The sequence below is a fragment of the Thermodesulforhabdus norvegica genome, assembly GCF_900114975.1.
GTDB lineage: Bacteria > Desulfobacterota > Syntrophobacteria > Syntrophobacterales > Thermodesulforhabdaceae > Thermodesulforhabdus > Thermodesulforhabdus norvegica.
On sequence record NZ_FOUU01000003.1, the window covers coordinates 58,233 to 75,702 of the forward strand.

General features: G+C 49.5%; 12 protein-coding genes. 9 read left to right on the forward strand and 3 right to left on the reverse strand.

Annotated features, from left to right (window positions below):
- The first annotated feature begins 2 nt into the window (after positions 1-2).
- From BM091_RS06360 to BM091_RS06390, 8 genes are all read left to right on the forward strand, one after another.
- Complete coding sequence (locus BM091_RS06360; RefSeq protein WP_093394362.1) at positions 3-1,166, forward strand: glycosyltransferase family protein; 1,164 nt, start codon at positions 3-5, stop codon at positions 1,164-1,166.
- Positions 1,163-1,831: an ABC transporter permease gene (locus BM091_RS06365; protein WP_093394364.1), complete on the forward strand. Its 669-nt coding sequence runs from the start codon at positions 1,163-1,165 to the stop codon at positions 1,829-1,831. Before BM091_RS06360 ends, BM091_RS06365 begins: the two co-directional genes overlap by 4 nt.
- A 43-nt stretch (positions 1,832-1,874) precedes the next feature.
- Positions 1,875-2,024 carry a hypothetical protein gene (locus BM091_RS13890; protein ID WP_177193553.1) on the forward strand — a complete coding sequence of 50 codons (150 nt, stop codon included), beginning with the start codon at positions 1,875-1,877 and terminating at the stop codon, positions 2,022-2,024.
- Between the two features lie 16 nt (positions 2,025-2,040).
- Positions 2,041-2,769, forward strand: coding sequence for an ABC transporter ATP-binding protein (locus BM091_RS06370; RefSeq protein ID WP_093394365.1), 729 nt, complete (start codon positions 2,041-2,043; stop codon positions 2,767-2,769).
- A gap of 47 nt (positions 2,770-2,816) precedes the next feature.
- Entirely contained in the window at positions 2,817-7,679 is a 4,863-nt protein-coding gene (locus tag BM091_RS06375) for an FtsX-like permease family protein (RefSeq protein ID WP_093394367.1), read from the forward strand.
- A 102-nt stretch (positions 7,680-7,781) separates the two neighbouring features.
- A complete protein-coding gene (locus tag BM091_RS06380; RefSeq protein ID WP_093394369.1) occupies positions 7,782-9,782 on the forward strand; it encodes a DUF6785 family protein in 2,001 nt (666 codons plus the stop codon).
- 20 nt (positions 9,783-9,802) lie between these two features.
- Positions 9,803-11,770, forward strand: a complete 1,968-nt coding sequence (locus BM091_RS06385; RefSeq protein WP_093394370.1) for an OPT family oligopeptide transporter — start codon at positions 9,803-9,805, stop codon at positions 11,768-11,770.
- Positions 11,771-11,975: 205 nt separating this feature from the next.
- Positions 11,976-14,123, forward strand: a complete 2,148-nt coding sequence (locus tag BM091_RS06390) for a RelA/SpoT family protein (RefSeq protein ID WP_093394372.1) — start codon at positions 11,976-11,978, stop codon at positions 14,121-14,123.
- Here BM091_RS06390 and BM091_RS06395 read toward each other — a convergent pair.
- On the reverse strand, positions 14,100-14,438 hold the full coding sequence (locus tag BM091_RS06395; protein WP_093394373.1) for a hypothetical protein: 339 nt from the start codon (positions 14,436-14,438) through the stop codon (positions 14,100-14,102). The genes BM091_RS06390 and BM091_RS06395 overlap by 24 nt on opposite strands.
- A 99-nt stretch (positions 14,439-14,537) precedes the next feature.
- Between BM091_RS06395 and BM091_RS06400 the strand changes: the two genes are divergently transcribed.
- Entirely contained in the window at positions 14,538-15,986 is a 1,449-nt protein-coding gene (locus BM091_RS06400; RefSeq protein ID WP_093394375.1) for a DegQ family serine endoprotease, read from the forward strand.
- A gap of 109 nt (positions 15,987-16,095) precedes the next feature.
- Here BM091_RS06400 and BM091_RS06405 read toward each other — a convergent pair whose 3' ends face one another.
- Complete coding sequence (locus BM091_RS06405; RefSeq protein ID WP_093394376.1) at positions 16,096-17,046, reverse strand: L-lactate dehydrogenase; 951 nt, start codon at positions 17,044-17,046, stop codon at positions 16,096-16,098.
- Between the two features lie 7 nt (positions 17,047-17,053).
- Positions 17,054-17,461 carry a YhbY family RNA-binding protein gene (locus BM091_RS06410; RefSeq protein WP_093394378.1) on the reverse strand — a complete coding sequence of 136 codons (408 nt, stop codon included), beginning with the start codon at positions 17,459-17,461 and terminating at the stop codon, positions 17,054-17,056.
- Positions 17,462-17,470 lie beyond the last annotated feature (9 nt).

Sequence of the window (17,470 nt, forward strand, 5' to 3'; positions counted from 1 at the left end):
AAATGAAGGTTCTGCTTTATTGTCAGCACGTTTTGGGGGTCGGGCATCTTTACCGTAGCCTTGAAATTGCCAGGGCATTGCAGCCCCATGAGGTCATATTCATCGAGGGCGGCCGGCCGATAGATGAAGTTGACTACCCTGGAAATGTTCGAATTCTTAGATTACCGGCTCTGATGATGGACGAAAATTTTGAGAGGCTTTTTTCTCCCGACGGCGAGGATCTCGAGGCAGTAAAAAATCGTAGAAAGGAGGTTTTGCTGGAGACCTGCCGGCATGAGCGGCCGGATGTCTGCGTTATAGAATTGTTTCCTTTTGGTAGAAAGAAGTTTCGTTTCGAACTGGTTCCGCTTCTCGAGATGCTGAGGCGTGATTTTCCCGACACGCTTGTCGTTTCAAGCATAAGAGACATTCTGGTCGAAAAGAAAAAGAGAGATGAATTTGAAAAAAAAGCCCTTAAATATCTGAAGAGCTTTTTCGATCTCGTTCTGGTGCACTCCGATCCCAGGGTGATTACACTTCAGGAAAGTTTTGCGCGCTTTGACGAAATCCCCGTACCCGTGGAATACACGGGATACGTGGTCAGGAAGCCCGGAAGATGCGGGATTCGTGCTCCCTCAGAACGGTCCGGAAAGCGAATAGTCGTAAGTAACGGTGGAGGAAGTGTGGGGCATGAGTTAATCGAGACGGCTATTGATGCCTTCGGGCTGTTGCCCCTGAATGATGTCGAACTGGATGTATTCCCCGGTCCCTTTATGCCCGAGGAGGTCAAAAAACCTATTGAAAGCAGGGCGGCAAGGTATCGTGGAATCAGGGTAAATACTTTTTCCCGGGATTTTGTTTCCGAGCTTCTGGCAAGTGACCTTTCCATAAGTATGGCCGGATACAATACTATGATGGACCTTCTGAGCGCCGGAGTATTCGGGCTTGTGTATCCTTTTAAGCAGAACCGGGAACAAGCACTGAGGGCCAGAAGATTTGAGAAGTTTGGGGTCGTCAGGTGTATTGAAAAGCTCGATGCCGAATATCTGGCCGGAGAAATACTTCGTTGTCTTGATCGGGAGCCTCATACCGGAAGAGAGTATCCCATAGATACCGACGGGGCATTGAGTACTAAAAGGATTCTGGAAAGATACAGCAGACAGAAAAAGGGTTTGTACAGGAAATGAAGGAGATCGATAAAGGAACGGTAAAAAAACAGATTGTGCTACCCTGGAAGCACGTTATGAGGATAGCCTGGACCTTTATGATTGAACGGTGGTCCAGGTCCGTTATTACCGTTGCTTCCTTAATGCTTGCGGTCTCCTTTTTGGCCTACACTTTTTTTACCTTCGAGATACTTAACAGCCTGTGGCCTTTCGCCGATCCCGCAACTCAACAGAAGATAATCAGGGCCGGATACCTTATGGAGAACGGCAGGTTTGGTGCCCATCCTCGAGACATATGGCTTGCAATTCTTGCCATGCTGATAAGCCTTGTTGGTATAACCAATACTCAATTGATGGCCGTTACCGAGAGGTTTCGAGAGATAGGAACTATGAAGTGTCTGGGGGCTCTTGATTCCTTTGTGGTGAAGATATTTATGCTTGAGGCGATCTATCAGGGGTTAATGGGAAGCCTGGCCGGATGGCTCCTGGGCACGATCCTGGCGACGCTTACGGCGCTGGCAAAGATCGGGTTGATATGTCTTCTGTATTTTCCCGCCGGAGGACTGGGGAAGATTTTAATACTTACGGTTACTCTGACTGTATTTCTTTCTATACTGGGTGTCTCATATCCCTGCATTGTAGCTGCCCGGATGCAGCCCGCCGTGGCCTTAAGACAGGAAGAATGATTTAACATTTGCAATAACAATTATTATAATCAGGACGAAAAGTATGGAACGGGGCGGTCGGGTTGACGAAAAAGACAAAAAATGTAGCTGTTGCGGAAAAAAGCTTGGAGAAGATGAAGGCATTCCCTTTGAGCGTACCCTGCTCTGTCAGGAGTGCTTTCCAATTGTGGAAGCATCAAGGGACACGCATTAGCTCGGGATAAAGTCTCATGGCAGATGTCCACTACGTCGTCAGGGTAAAGGACGTTAAAAAGGTCTTTGAAATGGGTAACAATCGCGTTGAAGCCCTTAAAGGGGTTTCTCTGTCGGTTGCCCGTGGCGAGTACATATCCATCATGGGACCATCGGGATCAGGTAAAACGACTCTTTTCAACATGATAGGAGCCCTTGACAAACCGACGGAAGGGAAGGTTTTTATTGATGAAGTCGATGTTTCCCAGCTCGATGCCTATGAACTGGCCTGGTTAAGATGCCATAAGATAGGTTACATATTCCAGACCTTCAACCTGATACAGGTGATGACTGCTATTGAAAACGTAACTCTGCCCATGATTTTTGCAGGTCTGCATCGCGATGAATACATGGAAAAAGGCATGCAGTTACTGGATCTGGTTGGCCTCAAAGACAGAGCATGGCACAGGCCCTCGGAGCTCTCCGGAGGACAGCAACAGCGGGTTGCCATTGCCCGGGCACTGGCAAACGATCCTTCCATTATTCTTGCCGACGAACCAACGGGTAATCTGGACCTGAAAACGGGTGAAGAAATTATTTCACTTCTTAAAAGGCTTTCCATAGAAAAGGGCGTTACGGTCATTTCGGCAACCCACGATATCAAAATGATAGACGTTTCGGACAGAGTCGTTTGGATAAGGGACGGATATATAGAACGTGTAGAGACCCGTGAGAAACTAAAGGTTTCCGTCGGTGGAGTTTCTTAGATGTACGAATTCGGAAAATTATTACCGGCCAGGTGAAGTTTCCTGATATGCGCCTCTTCGCCTTTCTTTTCTGTCTCTTTTTTATTCTGTGCGTGCCCTGTGATGCGGCAAAGACCCGGCCCGAAGGGAGTGCGCACACGGAAGTAGCGCTTCAGCCCGCCGATCTGTGGCAGGATATCGCCCGGGTCATAAGGCACTCCGACAGATCTGCGGGATCGGCCGGTGCAGAAAACGTTATAGGTTACGTCGAAAGTGTTTTCCGTGAGCTGGACTATCCCGTTATGGGGCATCAATATTTTTTTCTGCCGGTACCCGACTCGAGCTACGCTTTTCTGGAGGTTGAAGGAGTCCGTTATCCGATACGCCCGTGGATGCCGAATCTTTCGTATCTCAGCACTGCGGGTAAAAATGGCATCAGAGGACCCTGTGTGTACGCCGGTAGAGGAGAATGGGAGGATCTTAAGGGGTTGAAACTTGAAGGCGCAATTGTTTTTCTGGAGCTGGAGGTTCCCGATGCCTGGATTTACGCTGCAATGTTTGGAGCAAAGGCCGTCGTTTATCTGGGGCGCGAAGGCTATCCTTCAGGTACATACAGGGCTACTTACTCGTCGGCTCCGGTGGCCTTCCCGCGTTTCTGGCTTGCCCCCGAAGATGCTCAAGTTGTGAGAAACCTCCTTTCGTCAGAAAAGGCCCTTCATGGGCATATTGTTGCTCGCACGGCCTGGCAGAATACCGTCCTCAGGAACTTTTACGCAATTATTCCCGGCAGGAATCCCGAACTCAAAGAAGAACTCGTGATACTCGAAGCCCGATATGATAGTACCGCTTACATACCGGGAGTATCTCCGGGGGTTGACGAGGCCACCTCCATGTTGCTTCTTCTGCAGCTTGCCCGGGAATTTGCGCGTAATCCGCCAGAGCGGTCGGTCATGTTTCTTTTTACTTCCAGAGGCAACAGAGAACTGGCGGGGATGAGGGAATTTGTATGGGCAATTACGACTTCTTCAAAAAACCTGCGTAGAGAGCGACGTTATCTCCGGGACGAGATAAAACTCACGAAAAAGCGCATAGAGGCCCTTGAAGCAGTCGTTTCAGCTATCGAAAAGCTGGATTTTAAGGAGCTGGCAAAGGATATAAATCTGGACAGCCTTATCTGGCCTCTTGTTGTCGATAAAGCCAAAGACAGAGCCGATGATTTAATAAGAGAACTTTCACATTCGGAGAAGAAAAGAGAGGACCTCTCAGGGCTTCAGAGCTTCTATCGCAGGCTATCCTGGAAGGGCTCCTTTCAGGAGATTGTTGATTTATCAGATGAAGAGAAAAAGCTGGTTGCTTCTATTCTTCTTTCCATAGCCCATCAGCTTCCGGAGTATTTACAGGAGCTGAAAAAGCGGGAGCTGGTAATAAAATCCGCCATTTCGGTTCGGGGAGAGGTCAAGAGCTATGAGCCCGTTCTTCTCGTCAGTCTGGATCTTTCTACGGCGTCTCCCTATGTGCAGTTACAGGAACGGGGCAGTTCTTATCCCTTCAGGAGTGACATTACAAAGCTTTCCAGATCAGGCCATCTGGTAAAGCTACTTACCGCTCTGTCCAGAACCGTCTCGGAAACTTACGGTATTGAGAACCTCTTTCTTTCCCCCTATTGGGCGGAAGATACTGCAGAAGGAGCGCCTTTTACCTGCCTTTGTTGTGATGTGGCTACCCTTGGCGGGCTTCCCGCCTACGGTTTGACCTCCGACTTAGGAGAACCGCCTTTATGGGGAACGCCCGATGACACCTGGGAAAACTGGCATGTCGTTAACTTCGTGAGGTTGAAGGCCTTTATGCTACCCTTTTTTCGCAAGCTTACCGATATGCCCGGCCTGAGCAGCGCATGTAAGACGGGACTGGAAGCCATAGCCAGCCTTGAGGGCACGGCCCGCTTCATCCGCTATGGCGAACTCTTTCCCGACAGACCTGCTCCCGCCGTCGTCGTTACCGCCATGCAAGGTGCAAACCTTTTCAGATCTATGGTTTTTATGGACGGAACCTTTTCACTGCACGGTGTCGCAAATAAAAAAGCGGCTTACCAGAAGCTCATCCTGGAGCCTTACGGCTTCGATCCGGAAACCGGCAGAATTCGATGGGCCGCTGATAAGAGGGAGACGGGCAAATCCCAGTATCGTGTTAAAATTAAAGGAAGCACGGCTTATACTTCCCTCGTCATGTTTCCCTGCGAACAGACGGATATATTCGGTCTGTTTCATCCCAGGAAGCTGGCTTATGTGACCAAGGTCAGGCTTCTGGATGTGAAAACCGATGCCACTCCCATGAAGTACTGGTACAGCAGGATAGACGGCAGGGACACAATTCTTATGACGGTTTTGCTGGAACCCGGAACGAGGTTCAAGCTGGTACTTTCCGATTCCTTGACCACAAGGGATGTTCTTTTTCTAAACGCAGACGAGAAACATCCAATGGGACGGGGCTTTCTGATCGGTGATCCCGGCAGGATTATTTTCGGGCCTCTTGTGTCGGTACGGGATATGGCTGCACTGGTGGGACATCGTCTGAAAAACCTTCGTGACACGGGAATAAGAAATGCATTTCTCGAAAGGAGTTACGAAGAGGGTCTGAAGTATCTAAATGGTGCCGAGAAGGGTCTGCTTTCCGGAGACTACGGCATTGCCTGGGAAAAAACCGTTCGTGCCTGGGGTTATTTCAATAAAATCTACGGTGACATAGATTCAACTCAGAGAGATGTGCTATTCGGCGTAATCTTCTTCATAATTCTGTTTGTGCCTTTTGCTTACTGTATGGAGCGGTACCTTTTTTGTCACACGGGAATATACCGGCAGATCTTTACCTTTTCGATTATTCTACTGCTGACCATCTGGATTATAAAAAGCGTCCACCCGGCCTTCCGGATCACTTATAGTCCTACCATGGTGATCGTGGCTTTCTTTATCGTCGGGCTTTCTTTACTGGTGGGTTATCTGATTGTGGATCGATTTGAGCACGAAATCGAGACGCAGAAAAAAGCGGCGTGGAGGGCATCAGGGGCGAAAGCGATAGGGCAAATAAAGGCCTCCCAGGCTCTTACTTCCGGGTTCGCCATCGGAGTGTCCAACCTCCACAGACGGCGCCTGAGAACGGCTCTCACCTGCATCACACTCATTATACTGACCTTTGCCATAATGTCCTTCACCAGCGTTAAGACCTTTCAGCGCGTTACCGATACAAAAGTAGGTGAGAACCCGTCATATCAGGGCCTTGAGGTGCATCATCCCTTCTGGATGCCTATGAGTGATTTTGCTTTGAGGCAGATAAAGGCCCTGTATCACGACACGATCGTATTTCCTCGTGCCTGGATAGGCCGATCAGGGGGCTCTTACGACCGAACGGTTTCCGTTATATCGAGTCCGGATGGAAAAAGAGTTGGACTTGAGGGAGTTATGGGAGTTGGGGTCAGGCCTCCAAAAGCTCTGGTGCAAAGCCTCGTATGGGGTAGGTGGATCGGGGAGGGAGCCATCAGGGAAGCAGTTATTTCAGTTTATCTTGCAGAGAAGCTGGGAATACCTGTCGGCGATCGTGGGAAGTCTGGAAGGAGAAGGCATCACGCTTTCGGGCGGGGTTTTCATGGACCGGATTCTGCAATGTTTCCCCGGGTGAAGATCAACGGGCTGGATTTTGCCGTAGTGGGCATCTTTGATGAAGATATTGTTAAGAGCCTGAAAGGCCTTGACGGCAAGCCTCTTTTACCGGCCTATCTCGAAATCCACCCCGAAGAAGAGCTTACCGAGGTTGAGGTAGAGGCCATTGAAGCCGGTGAGGAGATTCTGCCGGAGGCTCAGAGGTTTTCCTTCGCTTCTGCGGAACGCACTGTTTTTATTCCTTTCTGGACATGCCTGAGGATGGGTGGTTCCATTATGGCCGTCCATGTGTTAACGGAAAAGAATAATTCCCATGACGGAGCATCTGCCGAAGAGCGGCTGGGCACCTGGTACCTGTATCCGGTTTATCTCGGAAAAAACGAGGGAGTCTTTTTTCACAGCTCTTCCTCAGCCCTTCGCTATCAGGGAATGTCAAATGTTATCATACCCGTCGGAGTGGTTCTGCTTATTTGCATCAACACTTTAATCGGTCAGGTTCACGAAAGGCGCAGGGAAATATCCGTTTACACAAGCGTCGGGCTGGCTCCACATTATGTCGGATTTCTTTTCATGATGGAAGCCATGGCTTATGCCGTGCTATCCTGCGTCATCGGCTATCTTCTGGCTCAGTTTGTTGCCAGGTATCTTGGTGGTACGGCAATGTTCGCTTCCCTGACCTTTAACTATTCCTCTCTTGTCAGCGTTGTAAGTATGGTTCTGGTATTTGGCGTCGTTTTCCTGGCTTCTCTTTACCCGGCCAGGGTTGCTGTGAACATGTCGATGCCGGATGTGGAACGCTCATGGAAGCTTCCCGAACCCCAGAACGGGGTCCTCGTCGTCGATATTCCTTTTCTCTTTCCGGAGGAAGAGCACGAGAAGATAGTCCGTTATCTGGCCGCCTTTTTCAACCTCCATCAGGACGTGCCTCACGGCGTCTTCATGAGTGATGGCGTTCGTATAGATTGGGCTCAGTGGGATGAAATACACGAAGGTAGATCGATCCCCGGGGTTTCAATGTGCTTGCTGTTGCAGACGACCGTATGGCTCGCTCCTTTCGATTTCGGGATGAGGCAGAGGGTTCACGTTTACTGCTGTCCCGATCCCGATGAGCCGGGCTATGTTCATGTTACTTTAAGGATCGTGAGGCTTTCCGGTGAGGCGAGAGCCTGGTACAGGGCAAATAAAAGGTTCGTTGCTGCGGTAAGAAAGGAGCTTTTGAGGTGGCATACCCTGGATCCTGCGGCCAAAGAGGAGGTCGGATTGGGGACGGTGAGATAGCTCAAATGTGATTGCCCCTGTAGTTGATGCCTTCAAAAAGGTACCCAGTGAAAGTGGCTTTTAAAGCGACGGGTTGGGAATAGAGGGGAGAGAGACTCTTTCATGAGTGGCGATTCTAATAGGCACATTCGATTCTGGGTTCTTATCATCGGTGTTGTGCTGTGCATTCTTATAAGCTGGATAACGCCGTGGAATAATATCGTTCGTCAGAATTCCCCTCTTGGAGGCGGCCATTTCCCACTGGTGTCCTTTTTCATCCTCATGTTTTGTCTGCTTTTGTGGAATCCTCTGGCCGGGAGAATTTCCCCTTTTCTCAGATTGTCTCTTTCTGAAGTCCTGCTGCTCTGGGCCATGTCCGCAATTGCTTCTACCCTGTCACATACGGGGTTTGCCAGAACCTTTATTGCGAACATAACGGCTCCGGGATGGTTGCAGGGACAGGAGCGGCAGATTTTGAAGGTAATATCGGAGGTGAGAAGAGAGATCTTCCCGGTACAGGAAGACCTCATCGGAGAGCTTCTTTACGGTATGGAAGGGGCTTACGGCCTGAACGCTTTTCAAATTTTTTCTCGCATTCCCTGGGATCACTGGATTACTCCTCTCCTCTTCTGGGGAGTCTTTTTGGTTTTTCTGGTTACCACACTCATGGGGATCACAGGGATCTTTTCCCATCACTGGATAGAAAACGAACGAATGAGCTTTCCGTTGCTTAGGGTTCCGGAGATTTTTGTAGAAGAGTCGGAGAAGGGATCGTTATGGCGAAATCTTTTCGGTCCCTTTTTCATCTGCGGACTTTTGATTCCGGTGACCCTTCACCTTCTCAACGGTCTTCATACCTACTTTCCGGGGGTCCCTCAAATCCCCACTTTACTGCTGGCTCAGCCTTATATTCCAAAAGAAGGCCTTTTACAGGGGTTTTACAGAGCGAAGATTTACATCTATCCTGCTTTCATAGGCTTTGCGTCTTTAGCTCCAAGACAGGTTTCCCTGAGTTTCTGGCTCTTTTTCGTGCTTACTTCCTTGATTCCGGGAGTGCTTGGCGTCTTCGGAATGCACATACCCGATGCAGCTTTGGGAACGACCTTCGGTCCGGTTCTAGAAAGGGTTGAAGAAATGCAGGCGGTGGGCGCCTATGGAGTCTTTGCCCTCTTCCTTATATGGCTTGCAAGGCATCACATCAAAGCGGTTTTCAGGGTGGTAGCTCGCTCTGGAAGAGGTTCCGATGAAGTCTTTCCTGAGGGCTACTCGGGCTTTTTATCACCCTTGGGCTCTTTTATGGCCGCAACTGTCGGATTTATCGGTCTTTGTCTGTGGTTTGTATGTGTCGGTGTCGATTTTTTATCTTCCCTGGTCTTTCTGGTTGTTGCCTTTGTTATTTACCTGGTTTCGTCCCGAATAGTATGTCAGGGTGGATTGCCTTATTATACGTTGACCGCCGCTCCTTCCGACGGCCTTCTTTCGGTGTTACACAGCGGCCATCTGTCCCCGCTTTCGATATACCTCTGTGCGGTGGTGCAGAAGGTTGCTTTTCTGGATATGCGTGAATCCCTTCAGCCGACCCTGTTTCATGCTTCTGCTCTTTCAAAAGGCACTTCAGAAAAGCGGCGCTTTCTCCTGGGTATTGTTGCGGCCACTGCTTTGTCCCTCGTAATTTCAACAATTTCGGTAATTATCATAACCTACAAGTACGGTATACTGAGCTTTCCGGACACCTGGGTTCTTGAGTCCGTATCCCGTGTCCACGAAAAAGCGTTAACGCTGATTCAGCATCCGGAGGGGCCAAAGAGATGGAGCATTTTCTTTGGGGTTGTGGGAGCCGGGGTTATGATGCTTGTTATTGCGGGTTATCAGAGGTTCATATGGTGGCCTTTACATCCAATCGGCTATCTTGTTGCCTACAGTTCGGCCATGAAGATACTCTGGTTTTCCTTTTTTCTGGGCTGGTTGTTCAACGTCATCGTAATGCGTTACGGTGGCCTGCAACTGTATCATAAAGCCCGTTGGTTTTTTATCGGGCTTATCTGGGGTGATGTGGCGATGGCACTTCTTTGGCTTGTGATCGGCCTATTTGTGCCGATTTCGTATCACGTTTTCCCACTTTGATTTACGGAGCTGTGGGTAAGGTGAAAGAAGACAGAGAACTGAGGGAATACAGAGAGCTTCTAAAGCCGCCGGATCATTTTGAAGACGGCTTTGGATGGAAGGCCGTTTTCGGGGCTCTTTTTATCGGTTTTGTCATGATGCCGGGCTCTATGTATCTGAACCTGGTCATTGGAACGGGTGTGGGGCCTGCGGCAAGGTGGGTTACGGTTATTCTGTTTGGAGAGGTGGCCAAGAGAGCTTATACCCGGCTAAGGCAGCAGGAGGTTTTCGTACTTTACTATATGGCCGGAGCCGCTCTTTCCTCTCCTTTTTCGGGTCTTCTCTGGAATCAGTACATAGTGCAGTCCGAGGCGGCGAGAGTCCTGGGGCTTACGCACTTAATACCCTCCTGGGTTGCCCCGCCTCCCGGTTCCGAGTCCTATGTTGAAAGGACTTTCTTCCATCGTGATTGGCTTGTTCCTATACTTTTGATGATAGGCTTTGAGCTTATCCAGGCGGTGGATCATTTCGGCCTGGGGTATGCGCTCTACAGGCTCACGTCGGATGTTGAGAGGCTTCCCTTTCCCATGGCTCCTGTGGGAGCTCTCGGGACAATGGCCCTTACCGAGTCGGCCAACAGAGAGGAAACGAGCTGGAGATGGAGGGTCTTTTCAATAGGCGGCGTTATAGGATTGATTTTCGGATTCATCTATGTGCTTATACCGTCTGCTTCGGGCGTTATTCTCGTGGAACCCATCCGCATTCTTCCCATTCCGTGGATAGAGCTCACTCCTTACACGGAGGATTTCCTTCCCGCCGTAGCTACCGGTATCCAGCTCGATCTCGGTTTAATGTTTCTCGGTATGGTTCTACCTTTCTGGGCGGTTATGGGGGGACTTATAGGTTTCATTATAACGATGATAGCAAACCCCATTCTTTATCGTAAGGGCATTCTCTATCACTGGCACAAGGGAATGGAGACGGTTGATACCGTGTTTGCCAATAACTTCGATTTTTACATGAGCTTCGGTATAGGGCTGGGACTGGCAATTGCCGTGGCAGGTATCGTCCACGTAATGGTAATGTTGCGGAAGGCCGGACATAAGGAACCTCTGGGTGAGAGGTTTAAAAGGCTTTTTACTCCGCCTCCCGGCCGTGGCGATTTCAGCATATGGATTGCCCTGGCCATCTACGTGGCTTCAACGACTGCTTATATCCTGCTTTGTAATTACCTGGTTCCGGGATTTCCGATTATTTTCCTCGTAGCCTACGGGTTTATTTACACGCCTATCATCTCTTACATATCGGCAAGGATGGAAGGTGTGGCAGGGCAGTTTGTCAGTTTACCCATGGTTCGGGAAATGAGCTTCATTGCAGCGTCCCGGTTTTTCGGCTACCACGGTATAGGCATATGGTATGCGCCGATACCTATTCACAATTACGGAAAGGCGACGGTCAAGTTTCGCGAAATTGAGCTGACGGGGACCAGCTTTAGGAGCATTATCAAGGCGGAGATTTTCGTTTTTCCTGTGGTCATGATATCAAGTCTGCTTTTTTCACAGTATCTGTGGCATCTCGCGCCAATCCCTTCCAGTCATTATCCTTATGCTCAGGAGCTATGGCATCTTCAGGCTTTGAACACTCTCCTCCTTCAGAGTGCTACGGTTGAGGGGGATTCACCATTTTTCCAGGCTTTGAAGCTGTCTTATGTCCTCTGGGGACTGGGGCTGGGGGTTCTGACCTACTGGTTGCTTGCAGTGCTTAACCTCCCGATAATGCTTATCTACGGGGTCACCAGAGGACTGGGACAGACCACGCCACACGGCGTATTTCTCGAGGTAATAGGGGCCCTGCTGGGCAGGTATTATTTTATAAAAAAATACGGACTCAGGTGGCGTCACTACGCGCCGGTTCTCCTCGCAGGATTTTCATGCGGGATGGGCATCATGGGCATGATAGGCATGGGGTTTACTCTCATAATGAGATCACTTAGCAAGCTTGCATATTGAAACAAAAAAATTGCAATCTTTTTTTTCTGTCGACTATAAAGAATACCAGATGGTGTTAGGTCGCCTTCTCCTAACCCCTCCTGGCCCTGTTCGGCTATCCCCCTCCGGCCGAACAGGGTTTTTTATTAGTTGAAAGTATCGAGTTTGAGGATTAAATGAGAATTGTGAGAAGTTGATTGCTTTTTGGCAGTCGGATTGAGGTTTTATGCAAACTAACTCGCAGGAATACTGGCAGGCACTTCGAACCATAAAGGCCATCGCACAGAAGTGCGGTGATGAGGGGGATCGCATTTTTGAAGCCTTTGAATATGCTTCGGCGCTTCACAAGGATCAGAAGAGGAAGTCCGGGGAGCCTTACATCACTCATCCCGTGTCCGTTGCGGAGATTATAGCCAGAGAATTCGAAATCCTGGATGTAACGCTTCTGTGTGCCGCCCTTTTGCACGATACGGTTGAGGATGTACCTCATGTTGACCTATCGGACCTGAGAAAGAGATTCGGCCAGGCCGTTGCCGATTTCGTTGACGGATGCACAAAGATCGGGCTGGGGCACGACGGTAACTCTGTTTACATGACTCACAGCAAAATTCTAAAGAGTGCAAGCCGTCGCCTTGGCGTTCTCATAATAAAACTTGCCGACAGGCTTCATAATCTTCGCACACTTCATTATCTGAGCTCTGCGAAACGGCAGAAAATCGCAACGGAAACCCTTGATATCTATGCACCTCTGGCGGCAAAGCTGAACATCTATCATCTCAAACGAGAGCTTTATAACCTCTCTCTTATGTATCTCTATCCCCGCAAAAGCAAAAAGATTCTCAACCATATAAATCAGATCAGTAACGACCCCAAGATTGTAGAAATAAGGAGTACTCTGGAAGAAGCTCTGAGGAAGCTGGGTATTTCCGCACAGGTTAGAAGTAGATGCAAGGGACTGGGAAGTTACTATAATGCTCAGCGAAAAACTCTGGAAGTGCATAATGCTGAGAATTACGTCGATTTCACAATTGTCGTAAGTTCCGAAGATGAACTCCTCTGTTACGAAGCTCTCGGGATTGTAAACCGAACCTACCCGCCGTTGCCCCGTACCATCAGAGATTTTATTGCAAGCCCCAAGGCCAACGGTTATCGGAGCCTTCACGCAAGGTTTCATCATGCAGGGCAGAATTATCTGGTAAAGATCAGAACTCCATCAATGGATACATGGGCGCAGTACGGCATATTGAGGAGGTGGAGAGAGGATAAGGAGTTTTTCCGCGAGGAGCATGATGACGAAATAGCGGAGTTTTTGAGGGAGATAGCCGAATACCAGGGACCCTCTACGCATCGCAAGGAGCTTTTGAGGTACACCGAGGGTGAAGAGATAGCCGTCTATACCCCGAAAGGCGACCTTTATTTTCTGCCGAAGGAAAGCACGGTTCTGGATTTTGCCTATCGCATTCATACTCAACTGGGCGATCATTGCAGGGGAGGGCTGATAGACGGGAAGAAGGTTTCCCCTGTTTACCCGCTTTATGACGGCGCAACCGTTGAAATCCTTACGACGACCGAAGTGCTCGATGTGGATCCGGAATACGAAACGATATGCAAGACTCTGAGGGCGAGAGCGGGTGTTCAGAAGTTGATTCAGAGAAGAAGGAGATTTTACGCAGAAAAGATCGGGCGTGAGATTTTTCAGCAGATTATCACCCTGCTTGGTTTGAAGGCCGAAAACGCTAATTTTGAAAGCATGGAATTGATACTCAAAAAAACGGGCTCCAAAAGTGAAACGGATCTTTACGTAAAACTGGGTCAGGATGTTCTCGGACCCGAAGAGGTTCGAAGGATAGTTTCGGAGATTATTTCCGTTGAAAGGGGCGGTTTCCTTCGTTTTCAAAGCAGGCAGTTAGCTGTAACGATTGGTCAGATTGACCGGGCTGTTCACAAGTTTGCCTATTGTTGCAAACCCTATCCCGGTGAAGACAACTGCATGGCCCTTCTGAGTGAAAGAGGGGTGACAATCCACAAGGGTGAATGCACCGATGCGGTAACCCGGCATTCCATTCCCCCGGACAGACTGTTCCGTGTTGATTGGCTTCTTGATGACCCATGGGATTCTCCTATTGTATTCAGAATAACGGTTCCGGGGGTATCGCTGGGAAGGCTTCTCGCAAAATGGCCCGATACTTCCGAGTACGAAGTTATCGAGCTTGCACAAAAGCTCGACAGGTACGGGCATGCGTCGGCCCTCTGCCTTGCAAGGATGAAAAGTTTGCGGGACGCAAAAAACTTTTTCGACGCTCTTACCAGAGATTTTAATGTCAGCATTGAGACGTATTTCCGGGAAAAATCAATGAATGGTGACAGACCTTAAGTTTTCTCTGAAAATGTCCCGCGCAACGGTCTTTAATTTTTCCGCCTCCATCCCCCCGACTTCAATTAGCAGAAACTGAATCCATATCCCGCAGAAAAAACTGGTGAGGCTCTCTTCGTCGGCAAAGAAGTTCCTGGCATTCTCGTCCTTCTCCATAGATTGCACGGCCTGTTCGAGTACCCGTATCTTCAGCTCGCCGGGTGTATAGGTGGCTTCGGCCTTCCGGTACAGTTTTTTCAGCTCGGAGTTTTTTAAAACAATTGCCATCGCCCTGTCGCAGGCAGACTCAAAAAAATATCTCTGTTCCCTCTCCATTTTGCGTCCTCCATGCTACACTCCGGTTGATTTCTTCATTAATTCTTATTAAGAAGTTTCAAGGTGAAAGCAACACTTTCGAATCGGAGGATTGGATTGATGAAATGCATAAAAGCTCCCGGACTTTTAGGCGTGGTTCTGACCGTTGTGGTCGTCTTGCATGCAAACCTTTCTCTTGCTCTGTGGCCCTCTAAGTCAGCTTCAGAATTGCCGTCCTTTGCCGACCTCGTGGAAAAGGTTAAGCACAGCGTCGTAAACATATCCACCACAAAGGTTATAAAGGATCACCCCCTCCAGCCTTTCCTTGACCCCGATTCCCCCTTTCGCGACTTCTTCGGAGACGAATTTTTTAAACGCTTTTTTGGTGACCTGCCGAAACGCGAATTCAAGACTCATTCTCTCGGATCGGGGTTTATCATAAGCTCTGATGGATACATATTGACGAATAACCACGTAATAGAGAAGGCAGATGAAATAACCATCAAGCTGGACAGCGGCAGGGAATACGAAGCAAAGATCGTTGGAAGAGATCCCAAGACGGATCTGGCCCTCATCAAAGTCAAACCCGATAAGGATTTTCCCGATCCTGCCGTTCTGGGCGATTCCGACGAACTCCGGGTGGGCGACTGGGTGATAGCGGTGGGCAATCCCTTTGGGCTTGGTCATACGGTTACGGCGGGCATAATCAGCGCGAAAGGCCGCGTTATCGGAGCCGGACCCTACGATGATTTTCTGCAAACCGATGCCGCAATAAACCCGGGAAACAGCGGTGGGCCTCTTTTCAATCTGAAGGGTGAAGTCGTTGGGATCAATACCGCCATTGTGGCAAGAGGCCAGGGTATAGGATTTGCAATACCTATAAATATGGCCAAAGAACTATTGCCCCAGCTCAAGGAAGGGAAAATCGTGCGGGGCTGGCTGGGTGTCATGATACAGGATTTGACACCTGAGCTGGCAAAATCTTTTGGACTGAAAGAGCCTAAAGGTGCCTTGGTTGCGGATGTGCTGGAAGGAGGCCCCGCCGATAAGGCAGGCATAAAAAGAGGCGACATTATAGTGGAGTTTGACGGTAAAGAAATTCCTGATGCACGAACTCTTTCTAGGATTGTCGCTGCAACGGCTCCGAACTCCCATGTAGATGTTACCGTTCTTCGGGACGGTAAAAAGAAGCATGTAAGTGTTATCGTGGGAACTATGCCCGAAGAAGGCGCAACGGAGTTTGAGACCGGGGACGAAGCCGTTGAGAAGGCTCAAAAATGGGGACTAACCGTTCAAAATCTTACTCCGGAGGTAGCCGAGCGCTTCGGATGGAGCAGGGACGAGACCGGTGTGCTCGTGACCGGGGTTGAGCCGGGTTCTCCTGCCTGGGAGGCGAGGGTTTCCGAAGGTGATTTAATAAAGGAAGTCAACAGAAGAAAGGTGCACAACATAAGAGACTTCAAACTTGCCATAAGCAAAGCAAAAGAGACGGAAAGCCTGCTTCTTCTGATAAAGCGTGGAGATCACACTCTTTATCTGGCCTTGCCACCTCTGAGAAAGGCCGATTGAAAGGTCTTAAGTGTCCGTGAAGCTCCTTGCCCAAGCAGGGACAACCCTTGCGGTTGTCCCTGCAGGCGTGTAATTCAAAATGCCGTAATTGTTTACGGCAATGTGATGCTTAACCTAAGGACAGTTCTTTGACGGCCGAGTGAATTACACCGGCAGAAAGACTTAACGCTTCTTTCTCCGGGTCTTTTAAGTCGGCTTCTATGATCTGCTCTATTCCGTTTCTTCCCACGATGCAGGGCACGCTGAGGCAAAGGTCGTTGAGGCCGTATTCTCCTTTCAAAACTGTTGAAACCGTCAGGACGGAGCGCTCGTTTCTCAAGACGGCGGAGGTAATGCGGGTCATGGCAAGAGCCACGGCAAACCAGGTGGCTCCTTTGTAATCTATGATATGGTACGCCGAATTCCTGACCTCCTCTTCGACGGTCTTTTTGACCTTCTCCCGGTCTTCATTGCAACGATTGCATTGCCCGCAGTAGGTATCAAAAGGGATTCCTGCGATGTGGGTAAGCGACCAGGCCGGTACTTCACTGTCACCGTGTTCACCGATAACATAGGCGTGGACGCTTCTTGAGTCCACTCCACAATGTCTGCTCAGCATGTACCGGAATCTGGCGCTGTCCAGCACGGTGCCGGATCCAAAGATCAAACGACGGGACCAGCCCGTGTAGCGGTAAAGGGCATAGGTCATCACATCTACGGGGTTTGTAACCACCATAACCGGAATTTCAGAGCCGCATTGCTTCTCCAGCGAATCGGCTATGCTCTTCATTATTGCGGCGTTTACTTTAAGCAGGTCCAGGCGAGATTGACCGGGGCGCTGTTTTGCTCCCGCCGTGATAACGACCATGTCGGCATCTTTGAGATCTTCTTCACCGCCTGCGTAAACCCTTGCGGCGAGAACGAAGGGCAGACCATGGGACAGGTCCATAGCCTGACCCGCGGCCAGATCCCGGTTCTGATCGAGAAGAACTATTTCTTCAACGAGCCCGCTTTGCAAAAGTGCAAAAGCATAGGTGCTGCCGACGGCCCCGGAACCTATGACGATAACACGACGACTCATCTTTCCCCTATTGATTGGCCTGTTCTTTCTGGCGGTAAAGTACCAGGGTTTTCCCTATAAGGGAAATCAGATGAGCTCCGACCTTTTGGGCCAATTCCTCCGCTTGCTCTCGCTTATCACCGTCTTCTTTTGAAAGAGTGGCCCACTTTACCTTTATGAGTTCGTGAATAAGCAGTTGACGGCGGATTTCCCCGATAACTTCCCTGGTCACACCTCGATTTCCGATCTGAACGCAGGGCCTCAGGGACTGTGCCTTTCTGTTAAGCTCCCGTCTTTCGCGCCCCGTTAAATTCCTCTCCGGTAAAGGACGCCAATTTTCTTCCGCAAGCTTCACCGGATCCGGGTCTGCTGAACTTCTTCTGTCTGATCCCTTTACCTGTCTGATGCCCTTTAGCCAGTAAACTTCCAGTCCCACTTCGTTGCT